Below are 17,140 nucleotides of genomic sequence, written 5' to 3'. Positions count from 1 at the left end.
AACGATGAGCTGTATGGAAAAGTTTAAATTGGTTTCTGAAAGCGCGATTATTGAACTATGAAAACGACACAAACCGATCCCAATATTGAAATCATTTTTGAAGACAACCATTTACTGGTGGTAAACAAACCCGTGGGCTTGCTATCGCAAGAGGATCATACAGGTGATCCGGATATTTTAACCCTCTGTAAAGAGTACATCAAAAAAGAGCATAACAAGCCTGGAAATGTATTTTTAGGACTTTTACACAGATTAGACAGACCTGTTAGCGGGGTAATGATGTTTGCAAAAACCTCTAAGGCAGCATCCAGAATTAGTGAGCAAATTCGCCAGAGAACGATTAAGAAAAAGTATCTTGCAGTTGTAACCGGTAACCCTCCTCCTAACGGATATCTTACCCACCATTTGCTCAAAGATGAAAAAACAAATACCGTTCAGGTTGTAAAACCTAATGTGAAAGGTGCTCAGGATGCCAAATTAATTTTTCAACGATTAGACTCCGTAGATGATAACCATCTGCTTAAAGTCAGTTTGATTACCGGCAGGCCTCATCAAATTAGGGTGCAACTTTCTGAAGAAGGGTATCCTATTTTTGGGGATCAGAAATATGGCAAATCAAATCGGTCTACGACGGCCTTGCATGCTTATTCTTTAGAACTGGAACACCCTACTCTCAAAAAAGAGATATTTTTCTCAGCAAAACCTCCACAATTTACTCCATGGAGTAAATTTAGCACTAAACTTTTCACTTAAAGATCTGTCTGCGAATATATTAAGTAAGAGAATTCTGATTCATGCTACTTAAAGTGCTGTTGAATGATTGACCAATATCCAATGTTTTCATAATCAGGATACAGACCTAAACATCACTTCTCGAATTTTGCAGTTTTAATATGAACAGATTAACAAAATACCAAGCCAGACTGCTGTTACCGGCCGTTGTAGACAATGAGGTATCGGAGCAAGAGAAAAAGGACTTTTTTGAGTACCTGAAGCACGATCCCGAGCTTAAGAGAGAATACTATTCCACGCTCAAGGTAAAACAAATACTTTCAGAAAATTTACCCAGGAAATCAGCTCCGGATCATTTAAGAAAAAAAATCTTGCACCGGCTGGAAGTTGAAAAACGAACTGCAAGTTTTAAGGAAGGATCATCATCCGTTAAAAAAACAGATGAATCATCTAAATGGAACGGATTACTGAAGTCCGGTTTCAGGTACATTGCTGCAGCCGCTGTAATATTGTTGATAACATTAATGACAGTTCAACTGCTTGAAAGATCTACCGACAGTTTTAGCGAGGAGATGTTCGTCATTGAAAACATTTCTGCCCAGCATTTTCAAAGTGCTAAAAATGTATCGATAGAACCTCCAGTACAAACTGCATCCCTTCAAGAAGCGGAAAGCTATTTAAGAGATCATTACGGAATGAACATGACAATTCCACATTTAAAAGGAACTGACTTTGTCGGTTTGGTTATGGCAGATTTTCACAGCGGAATGCAAGCTCCGCTCTTAAAATATATTCAAAGAGACATCGGTGAAAATATCTACATTTTTGCGTTTAATCTCGATCAACTTGAGAATTTTGATCATATGAAAAGAGAAGAAAACGCAGCGAAGAGTTGTACTACACAAACTGATTATTTTGTAAATAATATCGATGGAACTCATGTTGTATCATGGCTATGGGATGACAATTGGTACTCAGCGGTTTCCAATCATAACGGTCATGATTTGGCAGCCCTGGTTGAACCGCTAAATATCAATTAATCTTCATCTTCGTCTTCCGGCAGACCTAATGAATCTCCATTTAATTCGGACGGAAGTTTTTTTGAAGCTTTAGCTCCCAGTTTTCTTAGCATTTCTGTTTGACGTACCAGATTACCGCGCCCCTCGCTCAATTTACCCATTGCATTCTCATAGCTGGCCTGAGTTTGATCAATTCGATTTCCTATATCCTGCATATCTTCTACAAAACCGACAAATTTGTCATAGAGCAGCCCGCCACGTTCAGCAATTTCCATAGCATGCCGGTTTTGATACTCCTGCTTCCACACATTCTCAATTGTAGCCAATGTAGCCAAGTAGAGTAGTTGGGCTAACGATAATAATATTTTTATCAAACGCTTCATTATAGAGATCCGGAGCGTGTTGCATCGCCAAACCAAAAGCCGGTTCAATCGGAATAAACATCAGCACAAAGTCGGGACTCTGGAAACCGTGAATTTGCTCGTAGTTTTTGTTGCTCAACCCTTTTACATGGGCACGAAGTGAACTAATGTGCTGCTTCAGAGCTTTTTGCTGTCGATCAGAATCATCCGCCGACGTGTATGCTTCATAAGCGGTTAAGGTTACCTTGGAGTCGACTACCAATTTCTTTTCATCCGGGAGTTGAACAACAACATCAGGTTGCAGCCGCCGGCCATCACTGGTAGTGGTACTTTCCTGAACTTCGTACTCCCGGCCCTTCACCAGTCCCGACTTTTCCAGAATTCTTTGAAGAATTACTTCTCCCCAATTTCCCTGCTGCTTATTATCCCCCTTCAGGGCTTTCGTAAGATTTTTAGCCTCCTCACTCATTTTTTGGTTCAGTTCCTGTAACATAGACAGATGCTGCCCCAAGGCACTTCTACCCTTTATATCTTCTTTGTGGGTCTCCTCCACTCTTTTTTGAAACTCAGATATTTTTTCACCCAGTGGCTTGAGCAGTGAGTCGAGGTTTTCGCGATTTTGCTGGGTAAACTTTTTCGACTTCTCTTCCAGGATTTCGTTAGCCAGATTTTTGAATTCATTTTTGAATCTCTCCTCCATCTTTTCAAAATCAGCTTTTTGTTCCTGAAGTCTCTCTTTCAAATTCAGGAAATTGGCTTCCATCGTGGCGAGTTCATTTTTTGCCTGATTTGCACGATCTGTTTCCTCTTCCAGTTTTCTTTCAGCCTCATCCTTTGCAGCCGTCAAAATTTCATTCCTCTCCTCCAAACGCGATTGCTTTGGCCGAGCCATAAACCAGGCAATTGTAAAACCGATGGCTCCGAATACCAGCGCAATAATCAATTCAGTAAGTCCCATAAAAATAATTTTTTTGATGATTTAACTGAAGATAAAAGAAAAGGGTGACAGAATCTGTCACCCCTTCCGGAAAACTTCGTAAGATTTGCAAAATCGGACTATGGAAGTCCGGCAATTGTTAACTGAAAACGTCTTTAATCTTTGAGAAGAATCCTTTTTCGCGTTCCTCTGCATCGGCAGGATCGAAATGTTTTTCACCGCGCAGGGCTTCAACATGCTTGCGCTCTTCTTGGGTCAGATCTTTCGGAACATAAATATTTACTTTTATAAACTGGTCTCCGGTACCGCTGTTATTCAGTCCGTTGATACCTCTGCCGCGCATCCGTAACAGTTTACCCGGCTGGGTTCCGGCCTCTACTTTTACTTTGGCCTTGCCTTTTAAAGTTGGCACCTGGACTTCTGTACCCAGTACTGCATCCGGTATACTCAGATGCAGATCGTAGTAGATATCATTCCTGTCTCTTTCGAAATGCTCGTGCTCTTTCTCTTCAATCAACACAATGAGATCGCCCGGTTCACCGCCACGAATACCGGCATTACCCTGTCGTCTCAGCGTAATATAATTTCCTTTAGAAACCCCGGATGGAATATTCACTTTTATATTCTCTTCACTGCGCTTGCGTCCCTCTCCACCACAGGATGAACACTTGTTTTTTATAATCCGGCCTTCACCGCTGCATGTAGGGCAAGGCTGAACATTTACAAACTGGCCAAACATGGTTCGCGATACTTGTCGAACCTCTCCGGTTCCGTTGCAGGTACCGCATGTTTCAAAGTCGGATTCCGTTTCTGCGCCTGTTCCGTTGCAGGAGTCACACTTTACCTGTTTTTTAACTTTCAGTGTTTTTTCAACACCTTCAGCAATCTCTTCCAGGGTTAGTTCAACCCGAAGTTTCATATCACTTCCGGGTCGGCCCGTGCCTCGTCGACGGCGACTCTGTCTGCGTCCGCCTCCGCCAAAAGCTTCACCACCGCCAAAGATGTCTCCTCCAAAAATATCACTGAATCGGCTGAATATATCTTCGAAATCAGCATTGCCGAAATCCGAGGCTCCGCCAAATCCGCCGCCGTTCATTCCGGCATGACCGAATTGATCGTAGCGCTGTCGTTTTTGCGGGTCTCTGAGAACTTCATAAGCCTCAGACGCTTCTTTAAACTTTCTCTCTGCTTCATCATCACCCTTATTTCTGTCGGGGTGATATTTCATGGCCAGCTTACGATATGCTTTTTTCAGCTCCGCTTCTCCGGCTCCTTTTTCTACACCTAATACTTCGTAATAATCTCGTTTTGACATGAATTGTGATTTACTCGCTTACAATTACTTTTGCGTGTCGAAGTGTTTTATCACCGATTCGATATCCGCTTTCAAGGACTTGAAGAACCGTTCCGCTCTCAATAGATTCGTCACTGGCAGGCTGGCGAAGCATCGCATCGTGAAGGTTTACATCAAAAGGAACACCCTCTTCATCAATTCTTTCCACATTATATCTGTCCAGAACATCCTGAAATTTATCGGCAACCAGACGAACACCGTCTACAAATGATTTATCGGCATTTGCTTGTTCCAATGCCTCAAGAGTTCGTCTCAGATCATCATTCACCGGCAGAAATGCTTCGATGGCATTTTCACGAGACTTTTGATAAACAGATTCTCGCTCACGCTGAAGCCGTTTCTTAAAATTCTCCATCTCTGCTGCCTTACGCAGATGATTATCTTTTACACCTTGAATTTCTTCTTCAAGTTCATTGATACGTTTTTGCTGCTGCTCAACAAGTTCGTCTAACTCTTCAATGCTTCCGCTAGCTTCGTTCGAAGCCGCATCTGTGTCATTTTCAATAGCTGCCTGTTTTTCGGCAGATTCCATTTTTTCTTCTTTGCTACTCATTTAAAAATCGATTCTTAATTTCTTATTTCAGGCCTTTTCTGCTTAGGCTCAGTTATATCCTTTCATTCTCTCTGCGTGCAAATAATATGCCATAAAGACCTATCCTATCAGTTCGTCACCAATGTCTCAAAAACCTGACGTTTCGCCTTAATTACCTTCGTAAAAGAACTCAATCATGTTTCCATCAGGATCTGAAGCAAATACAAACCTTCCTTTTTTTCGGTTAGACGGTCCACTCAATATTGTAACTTCTTTATCACGCAGATAAGTTGCCATTTCGTCAACTTCATCAGGGGAGTCGAGATAAAACCCAATATGGTCTACCCTGAAATCCCTGGAATTGGGGTCGTAACTGGTTTCAGCTTCTACAATCACCAGAGTATCTTCCTTTCCAATTTTATAGACGGCCATGCTTTGGCCCATCTTTCTCACCAGTTCAAATCCAAGAATGTCACCATAAAACTCTTCGGCACGTTCAATTTCATTTACCCTAATGGTAATATGGTTAATACCGGATGGTTTAAAATCCATAGTTTTTCACTTTCTTTTGTTAGTTTTATTGCACCCGATAAACTAACGGTTTTTCGGCTATATTTAGAATGGATTTTTTGAATTCAACCCACAGTTAATTGGCAACACTTTATTTAGTAGCAACACCTATTGGGAACTTATCCGATTTTTCTACTCGGGCTGTTGAAACGCTGCAGTCTGTAGATCAAATAGCTTGCGAGGATACCCGAACATCCGGCGTATTGTTGCAACACTTTCAAATTGATAAACCTACGTTTTCGTTTCATCAGCACAATGAACATCAAAAAGTAAAGCACTTGATGAATCTTTTGGGCAGCGGACTTAACATCGCGCTAATCAGCGATGCAGGAATGCCCGCCATATCTGATCCCGGATTTTTGGCAACACGGGAAGCACATCAAAACGGACATCAAGTAATTGCCATACCCGGGCCCGATGCCGTATCCACCGCTCTGGCAGTAAGCGGCTTACCAAGTGATCGATTTATTTTTGAAGGTTTCTTACCGCCCAAAAAAGGCCGACAAACCCGAATTCAGGAGATAGCTGAGAGTGAAATCACTTCGGTAGTGTACGAAAGTCCACATAAACTGGTTCGGTTTTTAGAAAAATTACACGAATATGCAGGAAACGACCGTTGGGTATGCGTCGCCAGAGAATTAACCAAAAAATTTGAAGAAACAGACCGGGCTCAATTAGGGGATTTGCTCAGCCGATGGAAAGAAAAAAGTTCCATTAAAGGTGAAATAGCCATTGTTATTGCCGGTAAAAGCTACAGTGAATGATGAAGAAAAATCGTTTTTGGGATCAACCGTGGACTCTTTCAATTACTGCTTCAATTTTACTCAGTCTTTCATTCCCCCCGTTTGATCTGTCCATACTTCAAATTCCGGCTTTCGTATTTTTATTTCGAATAGCGATAATCAGCCGTTCTAACAGGGAGGCTATTTTATATACCTATCCTGCATTTGTTCTCTGGAATCTGTTTGTCACCTACTGGCTTATGATGGCAACGGTTGCCGGCGGGTTGGCGGCCATTCTGGCAAACGCTGCAATTATGGTAATTCCTCTGCTCGTAATCAGATCTTTATTCAAATCGGACATCAACCCAATACTGGCGTCATTTTTTGCAGCAGCCGTTTGGGTCAGTTATGAATTTCTACACCATAACTGGGATTTGGCGTGGCCCTGGCTCACATTAGGCAACGGATGGTCGAACCTGATCAATGTAATTCAGTATATATCCGTCACCGGAGTATTCGGCATTTCATTTTGGATTGTGTTTACCGCCGCTCTCATCTATAACTACATCGTCGATCCTGTAAAGCCAATACTCTATTCAGCCATAATTATTTTCCTGGCTTTTCCTGTTTTTTCAATCCTCTCGATCATCATGCAAACACAGGAGCAGGGAGAACCCGTTGAGGTAGCAATTATTCAGCCAAACTCCGACTCTTACGAGGATTATGGTGGACTGGGATCACTCGATGCCCTGCTTGACAAACTTCTGCGCATGTCGGGTGAAACGGTAACCGAAAATACAGACGTACTCATCTGGCCGGAAAATGCAATCGACGCCGGTCTGCAATTCAATAATCGCTATTTCACGACCATACAGGATTCACTGGATAAATGGAATACCACACTTATTGCCGGTGTCGGTTATGTTGAAATCTATGATGACGAGAACAGGCCCGCAGTGGTTCGGAAGTCAGATATGGGAAGAATGTACAACGTATTTAACGCCGCTTTTTATTTTGATTCAGACCGATCAAAGCATGTTTACCGTAAGGGGAAACTTGTACCCCTAGTGGAAAGATTTCCGTTTGTTGAATTTTTTCAAACCATCGACATTTTTGGTTGGGTAGACTGGGGCGAATTGGTGGGCTATGGCTTGGGTGAAGAAGCGAATAATTTCAATGTAAACGGCTCGCCTACACCCGCTCTTATCTGTTACGATTCCGTATTCCCGGGATGGGTAAATAAGTTTGCACAGAATGGCGCCGGATTTTTAACGATCATAACAAATGACGGCTGGTGGGGAGACTCCAATGGACATGTTCAGCACTTTGCCTTTGCCCGTTTGCGCGCCATTGAGCAACGAAAATGGATTGCAAGATCTGCCAATAACGGCATCTCAGGCATTATTTCACCGGATGGCAAAGTACAGGTAGCTACAGAGTATTGGACGGAAGATGCGTTTACCTTTACCATCTACGATAGAGATATCCCCACATTTTTTACCAAATATGGGGATTGGTTCAGCTACCTGATGCTTCTCTCAACAGCTGCGGGAATTGGCATGATCTTTTTTAAAAAAGAGAGGTGATTAAAAATCCAGCTCACTTTTAATCTGCTCGATAACCTCATCCAGTTCGCCTGCTTTCTCAGAATACTGTGATTTATCCGTCAGCTTACCATTCACACTGATGTAGAACTTGATTTTAGGTTCTGTCCCGGATGGACGAGCTGAAATAATGTAGCCTCCTTCTGTGATAAACTGAAGTACATTTGAAGCGGGAAAGTCAATACTGTTCACTCGGCCGGTTTCAACATCCGTTTCTGTAAGATGCATATAATCTTTTACGGTAACGACCTTCTGACCTGCAAATGATTCCGGTGCCTGGTGACGAAGCCCATCCATAATTTTCTGTATCTCTTCTGCACCTTTTTTTCCGGCTTTTTTAATGGAGATCAACTCCTCCTTATAGAGTCCGTGCGCCGCATAAACATCGATCAGGGCTTCGTACAGTGATTGTCCCTGCTCTTTGTAGTAGGCTGTCATCTCAGCAATCATCGTGCAAGCTACAACCGCGTCCTTGTCTCGTACATGATCCCCTACCAGATATCCGTAGCTCTCTTCACCGCCGGCAATAAACTTCTCCTCACCTTCGAGCTCTGTCATAAGAGCCCCTATGTATTTGAAACCGGTTAATGTGTTGTAACATGTAACACCTTTCGATTTGGCGATCTCATCAATCAGGTAAGTGGTTACAATAGTCTTGACGATATACTCGTTGCCGCGAAACAGGCCTTTACTCTCCCAGGCGCTAAGCACATAGTTAAAAAGGAGCACTCCGGTTTGATTTCCATTTAACAGTTCAAACTCGCCGTCCGGATTTTTGATAGCTATTCCCACCCGGTCGCCATCCGGATCGGTAGCCATAACTAAATCAGCATTGGTTTCCTTAGCCTTATTCAAAGCCATTGTAAGAGCTTCTTTCTCTTCCGGATTCGGGTATACAACGGTCGGAAAATTACCGTCTACCGTGCACTGTTCCTCTACAAGATTTACGTTGGTAAATCCAACCTCCTTTAATGCTCGAGGAACAATATCGACTGCAGTACCGTGTATCGGGGAAAAAACAATATTGAGATCTTTTTGTGATTTGATCACTTCAGGATAAATCGACTCAGAAGCTACACGATCAATATATTTTTGATCCATTTCCGGCCCGATCTCTTCAACCAAACTCTCATCCCGATTAAAGTTTACCTGATCAACCGATTCAATTTTATCTACTTCGGCAATGATATTTAAGTCATGCGGTTTAATCACCTGGCATCCATCACTCCAGTACGCTTTGTAACCACTGTACTCTTTGGGATTGTGAGAGGCCGTAAGCATCACGCCGCTATGGCAGCCAAGTTCACGGATAGCATATGATAGTTCCGGAGTTGGACGAAGTGATTCAAAAAAGTAAACATGGATTCCGTTGGCACTGAAAACATCCGCCACGATTGATGCAAACCGTTCAGCGTTATTCCGGTTGTCGTGAGCAATAACAACTTTGATCTGTTCATCTGAGTAGACTTCCTTCAGATAGTTGCTCAGTCCCTGAGTTGCCATTCCGAGCGTATACTTGTTCACCCGATTGGTTCCGATCCCCATAATTCCTCTGAGTCCGCCGGTGCCAAATTCCAGATCTTTGTAAAAAGCGTCGGTCAGCTCATCTGTTTTTCCATCATCCAGCATTTTCTGAAGTTCGGCTTTTGTCTCTTCATCGTAGTTTCCTTCAAGCCAATGATTTATTTTTTCCTGAACGTTTTTATCCAATTTATCCATGCCCATTTGATCTTTATTTTCTCGTTATTTTATTAACACTCCGACTGTTAAAATAGAACCCTGAAGCCAACAAGTAAATCTGATAATACTATCAGTCTACGCTTCCTTGATTTCAATTTCCTTGATGACATCACCCTGACGGATATCATCAATCACATCAAGTCCCTCAACTACTTTTCCGAATACGGTGTGTTTGCGGTCTAGATGAGCCGTGTTTTTTCGGCTGTGGCAAATAAAGAACTGAGACCCGCCTGTATCTCGTCCGGCGTGAGCCATGGAAAGTACACCGCGATCGTGATACTGATTCTCACCATCCAGCTCGCAATCGATGGTATAACCCGGCCCACCGGTGCCGTCTCCTTTTGGACAACCACCCTGGATTACAAAATCGGGGATCACACGATGAAACGTCAGCCCATCATAAAATCCATCTTTTGAAAGTTTCACAAAATTATCGACTGTTCCCGGGGCATCATTTTCAAAAAATTCGACAGTCATGTCCCCTTTTTCTGTTTTTATAATCGCATTTGGCATAGTGATATCTTTTTTAATTTTAAAGAAAAATTTGGTTTGTAAACTGTTATGATGGTTCCATCATAATAATGAAGTTTCATTTTCAGTGGTCTGAAAATTTTCAACTCAAATTGTTAATCAAAGGACCTGTTGATCTTCTAAAGAGGCTGAAAGAGTGGAATTAGAAATAGCTTTGGTTAGCATATCAACTACTTCTTCCCTGGAAATCACTGCTTTGGTAAATACATGATGAAATCCATCCTCTTTCTGAATATCGTACTCAAGCTCTGTTTCTGAAAGATCAAGATTCCGTACTGCATTTCTCACGTTCATGATGAGCTGCTGAGAACCAAAGGGATCACTGCCATTTTCCTCTTCCAGCTCAACACGAACCGACTCTACGAAGCGATCAATCTCAAAGCGTAAATTCGCCAAAGCAGTCCGCTCCGACTGCTCACGAGCTCGGTCTTCGCCTTCTGCAATAGCGTATGAGTAGCCTGAAAAAGAAAGAGAGTCCGTCGCAGATTTTTTCTCCTCATTATACCATTCAGGAGCAAAACGATCTTTATCAACTTGTTCTTCAGCTTCAATGTCACGGTCTGTGGTAACGGTCTCTGTAGATGTGCAATTTGTAAGTAGTAACCCGGTTAGTACTAGCAGAAATAGATATTTCATTCTTGTTAGTTTATTTGAAAGTAGCCTGTAGCTCCTTCTTCTGTCAAAATTTTAAGGGTTAAAGATCGGTTGTTTTTTATAGAATCGGTAATAATTTGTTCCACTATTTGCAGATCGAATACAGGCTCACCATCTATTTCAATAATTTCAAATCCTTCTCTTAATCCGCGATTCCAGGCTTCTGATCCTGGCACAACCCGATGTATGTATATGTTAAAGAGATCCGAATCTTCAGGGGTAGAGAGAGCTCTGAGCGTAAATCCCAAAGATTCGAAACGCTGCTGTTCAATACCTCTTTCGCGACCTCCTTCCGGTATTTCTTCCCAATCTTCTAATTCCGGTTCGTTTCCGGTTTCAGGATCAAATGTGTTTTGTGGCGGTTCCGGCTCCTCAATTTCATCGAGCACCACTACTTTTTTAATCACTTCATTGTCTCTCCAGATAGTGAGCTCTACCTCGTCATCAGGACGATACATGGCCACTTTCTCCTGAAGCTGATTGGATTCATTAACGATCTCGCCATTAACTTCTAAAACTATATCATTTGTTTTTAACCCGCTGCGTTCTGCCGCACCATCTTCCAACACCCTCATAATCATCACACCGGTAATTCCATCCAGTCCTGCTCTTCTGGCCATTCTATTATCCACAGACTGAATTGTGACACCCAACATTCCTCTTTTTACCTCCCCGAATTCTATTATATCGCGAGATACTTTAAGGGCAAGATTACTTGGTACTGCAAACCCATATCCCTGATAATTTCCACTCTGAGTGGCTATAGCCGTATTTATACCAATTAATTCACCGCTTGTATTTACCAATGCTCCACCACTATTTCCCTTGTTGATAGCAGCATCCGTTTGTATAAAACTCTCAACCCGTCGTGCATCATTTATAATTTGCACATCGCGACTCAACGCACTTACAATTCCGGCCGTAACGGTAGACCGTAGCCTGAAAGGATTACCTACTGCAAGTACCCACTCTCCCACTTCAAGGAGATCGGAATTGCCAATCACTACCGAGGGCAGATTCATTCCATCAACTTTTATAACTGCCAAATCTGTACTTGGATCTCGCCCAACTACTCTGGCATCAAGAGTTCTTTTATCCTCCAGCGTAACCATAATCTCATCATTTACGGCGCCCTCAATAACATGATTATTGGTCAGAATATATCCATCTGAGGAGATCAGCACGCCGGAACCCACGGTTCTAACACGGGGCGGCAAGAATCTCTCCCAAAAACGATTGTCTTCCTCTTCATCTGTTTGCGGCTGACGGCTTCTGGTTGCCACAACGGTTTCAATGTAGACCACCGTGGGTGTCACTGATTTTGCAACAGACCTGAACAGAAAACGATCATCAATTTTTTCCAGATCATCTGAGCTCCAGAAAGGTTCCGAGCTTCTATCGATATCTGTTACCCTCACCTCAGCCAGATCAAGTGAAATGGCTCCATCCCGGAAAAACATCAATATCATGCCCAGCAATACTCCTATAAGTACCAACAGAATTCCGGTAAGATATTTGTCGCGGGTTTTCATTGATTAAGATTCTAATAGCTGGTCGAAAATGGCATCAGATTTTCTGGGCCTTACTCCTTCAATATGATAACGAAAATATTTATCCAAGTGAGCTATCAATGTATTTAATTCACCTTTTTTCAAAGCTATATCAAAAACCGAAGATTTCATAGACTGCAGCGATTCGCTCACAAATTGAAATTGACCGGGGGTCAACCGAAGTGAATCACTGTCAATAGATTCTGTTGACAGTGTACCCGACTCAATATTTATATAACCCGTTTGAGATGCATCATGTTCCTCAATAATATTTTGAATTCCAATTCCAAGAAGCTGCGCAAGCCTGATCTGTATATATGGGAACATGATTTTTGAAACAGAGTCCTGTTCACTCAACCAGGGTAACATTGCAGATAGAAAATGAAAGAGTGGTTCGTTTACTTCATTTTCATGCAAAAGCTGATCGGTCAGTTCCATCGTTATGGTTACCAGTGCCATTTTCTGCACATCAAATCGAATACTGTCCAACTTCTTGAGATAAGATGTATCAGAAAGAGTCTGAACTTGACGGGTATGCTTCATGTAGTAAACAACTTCTAGCATCTGTCCCGGTACTAAAAAGGCTGCAAATTTACTCTTTGGTTTACGAGCTCCTTTGGCGATCACCGCAATTTTTCCGTGTTTCAGCGTAAAGAGTGTGGCTATAATGCTTGACTCCTGAAACTCTACCGTACGTAAAACAATCGCTTCAGTCTTTGTGATCGTAGAGCTCATTTATTCCCTGAAATAAGTTTTAAAATCATTGGGATGAAAAAGGCTGATCAGTCAAGTCAGTGCATCCACTCGTTTTAATGTATCCAGTCTTTGTTTTCCAGAACCTGAACCATTGCCGGCAGAAATGTAAGTGCCGTGAACAGCGTCATACCTATTCCCACAACGGCCATTATTCCAATGGATTGCAATCCGGGATGGTTGGTAAACAGAAGTCCGGCAAAACCCATCATGGTTGTGAACGATCCAATGGTAATGTGTTGGCCTGTACTGGAAAGCACATCCCACATGCTTTTCTGACCTTCATCACGGTATCTATGGGCCAAATGTACTCCATTATCGCAACCGATACCGAGAATAGCCGGCAACACTACCAGGTTGTAAAAATTAAATTTCAACCCAAATATCAGCATTACGCCAAAAAGCCATAAAAGCCCGATAATAAGCGGAATGAGCGCAATGAGTGTCCACCGGAAGTTTTTAAAACTAAACCAGATAAAAAGAAAAACAATGATAAAAGTTGCCGCAACCATATACGGACTTTCAGTTCTCATTAAATCCAGCATAGAGGCGGCGACGATTGAGGTACTGGCTGCATAATACGTTTTACCGTTGCTTATGGTTACCTCACCCACCTCATTCTTAAATGCGATAGACCTAAGGCCGTCTGATAAACCTCCCGTAGGATAGATAATGACAAAGTTGCCTATTTCGCCATCCTGTGTCATGAAGCGATTTTTCAGAAAATCAGGAAGCTCTTCTTCCTCGAGCGGTTCGCGTGTTTGAGAACCACGCCTTAGTAATTCAAGATTTTCATCATCCTGATCCCTTATAAAACTATTCTGAAGCAGTTGACGAATTTCGGCAATGTGCTGCAGTTTTTCATTCGCCATCTCTTCATTGGGTGGAAATCGTTCTTGCAGGGCTTCCACATCCTGAATCATCGTATCCGGATTTCGGTCCTTGCGAGCTCGCAATGAATCTACAACTTCAAATACATCCTCAGCATTGTCTGCAATGATGTAAGCCGGATTTCGACGATCGTTTTCATCTACCCCCTGTACAAATTCCCTGAACTCTTCGTATTCTTCGAAAGTAGGTTCCAGATTTCCAAACTGATACTCAAATCTTAAGTTTCCTGAAAAAATTATGACCACAATGGAAACCAAAAGTCCGACAGAAACTATAGATCGAGCATAAGGGTAGTTATGAATCCCTTTGGATGGCACAAAATCGTCTCCAATTTTATTGGTCAAAATCCAGTTCCATCGCTCAAAAATAACCAACAGAGATGGCAGGACAAACAGCATGGTAATCAGGGCAAATATAATCCCCGTTCCGGCAATAAATCCAAATTCTGAAAAACCGCGAAAATCAGCAAACATCAGCACAAATAGAGCCGCTGCCGTTGTAAGTGCACTCACGATAATTGCTGAACCTGTTCTGTCGTATGCCAGAACAATGCTGTTCTCCACAGAGCGCCCTACCGAACGGTACTCGATATATCTTGCGTAATAATGAATTCCGTAATCGATACCCAAACCGAAAAGAATCACAAAAAGTACCGACGTCATAGTGTTCAGAACTTCAATCTGTAAGTAGGTAATTCCAAACGTCCACATTAAACTGATGAGCAGAGGAATACCGATGACCATTACCGGAACCGGCATCCGAATAAAATGGGACCAGAAGCTGTGCCTTTGCCTGTTTTTCTCACCCTTTTTGTAGTGAATATATTTCTTAATAAAAAAGTACAGCATCACCAGAAATATCACACTGCCTATACCCAATGAAAAACTGTTAAATACATCATTCATAATCGACTCAAACTCGCTCAAATGACGTTTCAGCCGTCCGCCAAACTCTATCTCCATCTGGGGATGATATGATGCAACATCAATACTGTCCAGCAAATTACTATACGCCTCAAACATGTCTTCCAGATATTGAATATCACTCTTCGATCCGGTCGGAAAGAGTTTCAGCATAACAACCGTACTGTCCTGATTGGTTGCGTACGTTGACGGTATGAGATTGTCGTAACTCTCGCGATATTTGCTGATGTCCGTCTCTTCTTCTTCAACCTCCTCATCCTCAAAGTCATCTGAAAAATCTACAAAAAATGGATTTGCTTCCTCCCTGGCTTGATCTATTTCCTCTTGCAGAAACTCTTTAATCGCTTCCAGTTCATCAATGGTAGCGATATAGAGAGAATTATCCTGCAGTACCTCGGTTTCTCTTCTGTACTCGGCACTGCTGAAAAAATAATCGTCGTACCGCGGGTAGCGTAGCTCTAAACTTTTTTCAGAAAGATATTCAGCCATAGCCACATTGGCTTCAAAATCGGGTGACTTGATTGCCACCTCCAGTTCGGTTTCGCCTCCGGCCGTCTCCTGCAGTTTTTCAAGGGCTTGTACATTCGGGTTTGATTCCGGGAGAAGATTGGCAATGTCAGTGTCAACCGTAAGTTTTGATGCAAAATAACCTGCAACGATTGCGAGAGAAATTGCGGCGGCTAAAACTAAAAACGGCCTACGGCTATTTAGCTGTACAACCGGTATGAAAAAACGAATAAATTTAGACATCTGGTTTATTTGCGGTCAGAAAATTAAAAGACTGAAATTACGTAAAATTTAAAACAATTGAATCCGATCGTTTACATAGTCGCTGACTAAGCCGGAGACATTATTTGTATGAAAACAAACGCTTTTGAATTTTATTTTTCACAATACGAAGTTTTACATTTTGCACTATGCTAAATTGCAAACATTCGTAAACAGATATACGTGCCAAAAAAATAGCTGTGGCAGTTAGAACCGCCACAGCTACATGTGTTCTCCTCTCTTGACTATATCGCTGTTTAGTTTTAGCAAGAATGAAGAGATTCGTTCCCTTCATCGCAATCATATTAAAAATTGTCTGTGACAGCATATTGTCATGCATTTAAAAGAAATCTGAAATAACTTTTAGGAACTGCAAGAAGTTTGAAAATCCACTGAAATTCAGAACGTTACAGATTTTCGATCTGTTGTGATAATGAAAGACTAACTAAAATAAATACAGAGATGAAATATAGATTTTTGGGACGATCAGGTTTAAAAGTATCCGCGTTATCATTTGGTTCGTGGGTCACATTTGGCGATCAAATTGATGAAGATATCGCTTACAACTGCATGAAAGAGGCCTATGATGCGGGTGTCAATTTTTTTGATAATGCAGAAGCCTATTCCGGGGGGCAGTCGGAAAAAATGATGGGAAACATTATAAAGAAAGCCGGGTGGAAACGGTCTGATTTGGTGCTGTCTACCAAAATATTTTGGGGCGGCAGTGGACCCAATGATGCCGGACTTTCCTACAAACATATTATAGAAGGCACGAATGCTGCACTTCAGCGCATGCAAACAGACTATGTTGATCTGATTTTTTGTCACAGACCGGATAAACACACACCCATTGAAGAGACGGTATGGGCAATGAATCAGGTGATTCAACAGGGAAAAGCATTTTATTGGGGAACCAGTGAATGGTCTGCCGAACAAATACGTGAAGCTTATCATATAGCAAAAGCTAATAACTTGCGCCCTCCATTAATGGAACAGCCACAATACAATATGTTCCACCGGGATCGTGTAGAAAAAGAGTACTCGCGGCTTTATGATGAGATTGGACTTGGAACTACCATTTGGAGTCCGCTTGCCAGTGGTTTATTAACAGGCAAGTATAACGACGGTGTACCTGAAGACAGCCGGCTCTCACTTGATAAATACAAGTGGCTTGCGCGAAAATCTTCTCGAAACCGAGAGCGGTAAAAGAAAGCTTGAAAAAGTAGAGAAACTTGCCAAAGTGTCGGATGAAGCAGGTTTAACAATGCCCGAGCTTGCCCTTGCCTGGTGTCTGAAAAATAAAAACGTAAGCACGGTGATAACCGGAGCGTCTAAACCTAAACAGGTGAAACAAAATATGAAGGCGATTGATAAGGTTGATTCAATTACCGGCGATATAATGGAAAAAATTGAAGAGATACTCGACAACAAACCGGAAGAGGAGCAAGACTTTCGTCCGTAATTTTCTACGTATAAATACGTACCTAATTAAAGGTGC

At 42.1% G+C, this 17,140-nt stretch carries 15 protein-coding genes and 1 pseudogene; 5 read left to right on the top strand and 11 right to left on the bottom strand.

All coding sequences use genetic code 11. The annotated features are described in order from the left end of the window. The first annotated feature begins 57 nt into the window (after window positions 1–57). The gene (locus U5K35_RS10605) at window positions 58–753 is read left to right on the top strand and encodes an RluA family pseudouridine synthase (RefSeq protein WP_322571433.1); all 696 of its coding nucleotides are present in this window, start codon (window positions 58–60) and stop codon (window positions 751–753) included. A gap of 140 nt (window positions 754–893) precedes the next feature. Further along, window positions 894–1,772, top strand: coding sequence for a hypothetical protein (locus tag U5K35_RS10600; protein WP_322571432.1), 879 nt, complete (start codon window positions 894–896; stop codon window positions 1,770–1,772). On the opposite strand, the gene rmuC (U5K35_RS10595) is transcribed toward U5K35_RS10600, so the two are convergent. From rmuC (U5K35_RS10595) to U5K35_RS10575, 5 genes are all read right to left on the bottom strand, one after another. Next, window positions 1,769–2,086 (bottom strand): DNA recombination protein RmuC, encoded by a 318-nt coding sequence (rmuC, locus tag U5K35_RS10595; RefSeq protein WP_322571431.1) that lies wholly within the window; start codon window positions 2,084–2,086, stop codon window positions 1,769–1,771. The genes U5K35_RS10600 and rmuC (U5K35_RS10595) overlap by 4 nt on opposite strands. After that, on the bottom strand, window positions 2,064–3,071 hold the full coding sequence (rmuC, locus tag U5K35_RS10590; protein ID WP_322571430.1) for a DNA recombination protein RmuC: 1,008 nt from the start codon (window positions 3,069–3,071) through the stop codon (window positions 2,064–2,066). The genes rmuC (U5K35_RS10595) and rmuC (U5K35_RS10590) overlap by 23 nt, the downstream gene beginning before the upstream one ends. A 118-nt stretch (window positions 3,072–3,189) precedes the next feature. Continuing rightward, a complete protein-coding gene (gene dnaJ / locus U5K35_RS10585; RefSeq protein ID WP_322571429.1) occupies window positions 3,190–4,365 on the bottom strand; it encodes a molecular chaperone DnaJ in 1,176 nt (391 codons plus the stop codon). A 10-nt stretch (window positions 4,366–4,375) separates the two neighbouring features. Next, window positions 4,376–4,957, bottom strand: a complete 582-nt coding sequence (locus U5K35_RS10580; RefSeq protein ID WP_322571428.1) for a nucleotide exchange factor GrpE — start codon at window positions 4,955–4,957, stop codon at window positions 4,376–4,378. A 147-nt stretch (window positions 4,958–5,104) separates the two neighbouring features. Continuing rightward, the gene (locus tag U5K35_RS10575; RefSeq protein ID WP_322571427.1) at window positions 5,105–5,488 is read right to left on the bottom strand and encodes a VOC family protein; all 384 of its coding nucleotides are present in this window, start codon (window positions 5,486–5,488) and stop codon (window positions 5,105–5,107) included. Window positions 5,489–5,586: 98 nt separating this feature from the next. On the opposite strand from U5K35_RS10575, the gene rsmI reads away from it, so the two are divergent. Then, window positions 5,587–6,270 carry a 16S rRNA (cytidine(1402)-2'-O)-methyltransferase gene (gene rsmI / locus U5K35_RS10570; RefSeq protein ID WP_322571426.1) on the top strand — a complete coding sequence of 228 codons (684 nt, stop codon included), beginning with the start codon at window positions 5,587–5,589 and terminating at the stop codon, window positions 6,268–6,270. After that, window positions 6,267–7,814, top strand: coding sequence for an apolipoprotein N-acyltransferase (gene lnt / locus U5K35_RS10565; protein WP_322571425.1), 1,548 nt, complete (start codon window positions 6,267–6,269; stop codon window positions 7,812–7,814). Before rsmI ends, lnt begins: the two co-directional genes overlap by 4 nt. Here the strand turns inward: lnt and U5K35_RS10560 are convergent, their stop codons facing one another. From U5K35_RS10560 to U5K35_RS10535, 6 genes are all read right to left on the bottom strand, one after another. Further along, window positions 7,815–9,551 (bottom strand): phospho-sugar mutase, encoded by a 1,737-nt coding sequence (locus U5K35_RS10560; protein WP_322571424.1) that lies wholly within the window; start codon window positions 9,549–9,551, stop codon window positions 7,815–7,817. Between the two features lie 96 nt (window positions 9,552–9,647). Next, window positions 9,648–10,085 (bottom strand): peptidylprolyl isomerase, encoded by a 438-nt coding sequence (locus tag U5K35_RS10555; protein WP_322571423.1) that lies wholly within the window; start codon window positions 10,083–10,085, stop codon window positions 9,648–9,650. A 117-nt stretch (window positions 10,086–10,202) separates the two neighbouring features. Beyond that, window positions 10,203–10,739, bottom strand: coding sequence for a hypothetical protein (locus U5K35_RS10550; RefSeq protein WP_322571422.1), 537 nt, complete (start codon window positions 10,737–10,739; stop codon window positions 10,203–10,205). 5 nt (window positions 10,740–10,744) lie between these two features. Further along, complete coding sequence (locus U5K35_RS10545; protein WP_322571421.1) at window positions 10,745–12,289, bottom strand: trypsin-like peptidase domain-containing protein; 1,545 nt, start codon at window positions 12,287–12,289, stop codon at window positions 10,745–10,747. A 3-nt stretch (window positions 12,290–12,292) separates the two neighbouring features. Continuing rightward, the gene (gene recO / locus U5K35_RS10540) at window positions 12,293–13,042 is read right to left on the bottom strand and encodes a DNA repair protein RecO (protein ID WP_322571420.1); all 750 of its coding nucleotides are present in this window, start codon (window positions 13,040–13,042) and stop codon (window positions 12,293–12,295) included. 74 nt (window positions 13,043–13,116) lie between these two features. Next, a complete protein-coding gene (locus tag U5K35_RS10535; protein ID WP_322571419.1) occupies window positions 13,117–15,624 on the bottom strand; it encodes an efflux RND transporter permease subunit in 2,508 nt (835 codons plus the stop codon). A gap of 480 nt (window positions 15,625–16,104) precedes the next feature. Here U5K35_RS10535 and U5K35_RS10530 point away from each other — a divergent pair. Next, a pseudogene (locus U5K35_RS10530) lies at window positions 16,105–17,104 on the top strand (potassium channel beta subunit family protein). Window positions 17,105–17,140 lie beyond the last annotated feature (36 nt).

It is taken from the genome of Rhodohalobacter sp. (assembly GCF_034521535.1).
GTDB lineage: Bacteria > Bacteroidota > Rhodothermia > Balneolales > Balneolaceae > Rhodohalobacter.
The sequence above is the reverse complement of the archived record's forward strand: the minus strand, read 5'-3'. Positions and strand labels throughout refer to the sequence as shown.